The 2922-nt window shown below is 66.5% G+C and carries 3 protein-coding genes; 2 read left to right on the forward strand and 1 reads right to left on the reverse strand.

The window, feature by feature from the left end; genetic code table 11:
* Both ABNS06_RS00095 and ABNS06_RS00100 read left to right on the forward strand, forming a co-directional pair.
* The coding region (locus ABNS06_RS00095) for a helix-turn-helix domain-containing protein (protein ID WP_348671815.1) at positions 1–336 on the forward strand (336 nt) is incomplete at its 5' end.
* A 60-nt stretch (positions 337–396) separates the two neighbouring features.
* Positions 397–1830, forward strand: coding sequence for a phospholipase D-like domain-containing protein (locus ABNS06_RS00100; protein ID WP_348671817.1), 1434 nt, complete (start codon positions 397–399; stop codon positions 1828–1830).
* A 27-nt stretch (positions 1831–1857) separates the two neighbouring features.
* Here ABNS06_RS00100 and ABNS06_RS00105 read toward each other — a convergent pair whose 3' ends face one another.
* Positions 1858–2745 carry a universal stress protein gene (locus ABNS06_RS00105; RefSeq protein WP_348671818.1) on the reverse strand — a complete coding sequence of 296 codons (888 nt, stop codon included), beginning with the start codon at positions 2743–2745 and terminating at the stop codon, positions 1858–1860.
* Between the last annotated feature and the right edge of the window lie 177 nt (positions 2746–2922).

Below are 2922 nucleotides of genomic sequence, written 5' to 3' on the forward strand. Positions count from 1 at the left end.
ATGGGCGAGACCCCGAAGCTGATGCGCAAGATGACGCGTATCGCCTCACGCGAGCTGGACACGCAGATCGAGCGCGCGCGGAACCGCAGCGCCGACGCCGCCGTTGCCGGCTTTCTGCTCGATCTGCGCAACCGCATGGCCGACCGCGGCTTCGACGCATCGCGGCTGAGCCTGAAGATGAGCCGGCGCGATATCGGCAACCACCTGCGGCTGCGCATCGAAACCGTGAGCCGCGTGTTCAGCCGGCTGCGCGACCAGCACGTGATTGCCGTCGAAGGCCGGGACATTTCGTTTCTGGACCCGGAACGGCTGCGTACACTAGCCGCTCAAGACTGAAGCCGATCCTGCACGGAGCCCCACGCGGCTCCTCCGGGCGGCCCGCAAGGAGGCGTCCGATTGCTGGAGATTCCGTGGCAGGCCCTGGCCCTCGGTGGCACGGTACTGATCGCCGTCACCGCGGGCATCCACGCCCTGCTGCATCTCCCCGACCCGCGCGCGGCCTGGGGCTGGATCGCGGTAACGCTGCTGTTTCCCGTCGCCGGTCCCATTCTCTATCTGCTGTTCGGCATCAACCGCGTCAAGAACCGCGCGCGACAAATCGCCACGGCGCTGCCCGACGAACTGTCGTCGCATGCGCAACCGGACATCCGGGAAGACCCGGCATACCGTGAGCGGCTGGCCGATCACCTGCCGCTGATTCACACCGGCGACACCGTCACGCAAAGCCCGTTGCTGGGCGGCAATCGCATTCGCCCGCTCAGTAACGGGGAACAGGCCTTTCCGGCGATGCTGAAGGCCATCGAATCGGCGACCACGTCGATCGCGCTGGCAACCTATATCTTCGAGACCAACAGCATGGGTCGCGAACTGATCCGAGCGCTGGACACGGCGCATGAGCGAGGCGTGGACATTCGCGTGCTCGTCGACGGCATCGGAGAGCTTTACTCGTTCCCGCGCGCCGTCCGGCTGTTGCGTCGACGCGGCATCCGCTGCGCCCGCTTCCATCCGCCCAGCCTGGTCCCGCCAGCACTGCACATCAACCTGCGCAATCACCGCAAGCTGCTGCTGGTCGACGGCCGCGTCGGCTTCACCGGCGGCATGAATATCGGCAGCCGCCACATGGTGACCGAAAACCGGCGCACGGTCGCCGCCGATACGCACTTCGAACTCGCCGGTCCGGTGCTCAACCAGCTCGCATCCACGTTCGCGGCCGACTGGTACCTGGCCACCCGGGAAGTGTGGGCGGCGCCGCTGTGGGAGGACGGCGACACACCGCCCGGCGACTCGATCTGTCGGGTGATCACCGATGGCCCCAACGAAGATCTGGATCACCTGCGGCTGGTGCTGCAGGCGGCGGTCGGTTCGGCACGGGAGCGGGTGCGGATCATGACGCCCTACTTCCTGCCGCCGCCCGAGCTGGAGGCCGCGCTGCTGGGCGCGGCGCTGCGCGGAGTGCAAGTCGACATCGTGCTGCCGGACGACAACAACGTCCGCGCCGTGCACTACGCGGCCCAGCACATGCTCGGGCGGCTGCTCGATCGCGGGATCAACGTGTGGCGTCAGCCGCCACCGTTCTGCCATTCCAAGCTCTTTGTCATCGACGACCACTACGCACTGATCGGCTCGGCGAATCTCGACCCGCGCAGCCTGCGCCTGAACTTCGAACTGGGCGTGGAGGTGTACGACGCGACCTTCGCCGAACGACTGGACGGGATCATCGATGCCGCCATTGACGGCGGCAGTCGACTGACACGTGAGCACCTGGATGCGCGCGGCCCCCTGCGTCGTGTCAGGGATGCGGCGTTCTGGCTGTTCTCCCCCTACCTGTGAACGCCCCGGCCGACGCCGGGACCACCGTCAGGACTCCGCTGCTGGCTTGTGCACCCAGACCGGTACGCCGGCCAGTCGCACCACGCGTTCGGTGGTGCTGCCCAGCGCCAGATGCGCCACGCCGTGGAGGCCGCGTGTGCCGGTGACGATGACATCGTAGCCCTCGTCCTCGGCAATCTTGCAGATCGTGGACGCCGCGGGCCCGCGCAACACATGCAGGATGAATGACTGCCCGTCCAACGACTCCCTGACGAACTGCTCGACCGTCTCGTGCACGGCAACCGGCTCGGGCGGTACGTAGTCCATCGGGAAATATGGCGGCACCGACACCGGCTCCACGACGTGGACCACGCCAAGTTCGGCGTCGAACTCGGCTGCCAGGCGGGCGGCGTACTTCAGCGTCTCGCGGCTCTGCTCCGACAGGTCGACAGGCACGAGCAGCTTCTTGTACGGCGCATGGGCGGTGGTGTGGTGAACCACCAGCACGGAGACCGGCGCGTCGCGCACGACCCCTTCCGCGGTGCTGCCCAGTACGAAGCGACCAATCCCCGTCCGGCCATGCGTGCCGACGACAATCAGGTCGGCACCGATGTCCTCGGCCGTGCGCAGAATCGCGTTGCGCGCGGATACATCGCGCTCGACGCGCGGCGTGAAACTCACCGAGTACTCCTCGGATACAGCCTTTAGACGATCGCCGACCCGACCTTCGAACTGTTCCCAGTAGGTGTCCATGACCCCGGCGGCCAGATCGTCATGCAGGACCTCGGCGTACATGGCCGTCAGTTCGGCATGACACATCTGCGCGATCGCATCGGCGTGGAGCATCGCGTTCATGGAAGGCTCCGACAGATCGGTGCCGAGCAAAATCTTGCGAATCGGAAGGGTCATGAGCAAGCCTCGCGGGTGGTCGTCCATTCATCATGGAGTGACAAGAGCACCCGAATCTTGATCGATGTCAACCGGAACCCGGGTTTCAGCCGGTGACGCAGAGCGCGCCCAGCCAGTCCTGCCGCAACAGCAACACGCCCAGCAGCGCCAGGCCGGTGAGACTGGTCAGCCCGGTGACCACGGGAATCGCGCGCTGCGGAAGCC

The sequence above is a fragment of the uncultured Abyssibacter sp. genome, assembly GCF_964000955.1.
Classification (GTDB): Bacteria; Pseudomonadota; Gammaproteobacteria; order Nevskiales; family OUC007; genus Abyssibacter.

What these genes read in the sequence shown, in the direction of transcription:
- ABNS06_RS00105 (WP_348671818.1), bottom strand. Translation starts at nt 2,745, where the DNA reads ATGGACGACCACCCGCGAGGCTTGCTCATGACCCTTCCGATTCGCAAG.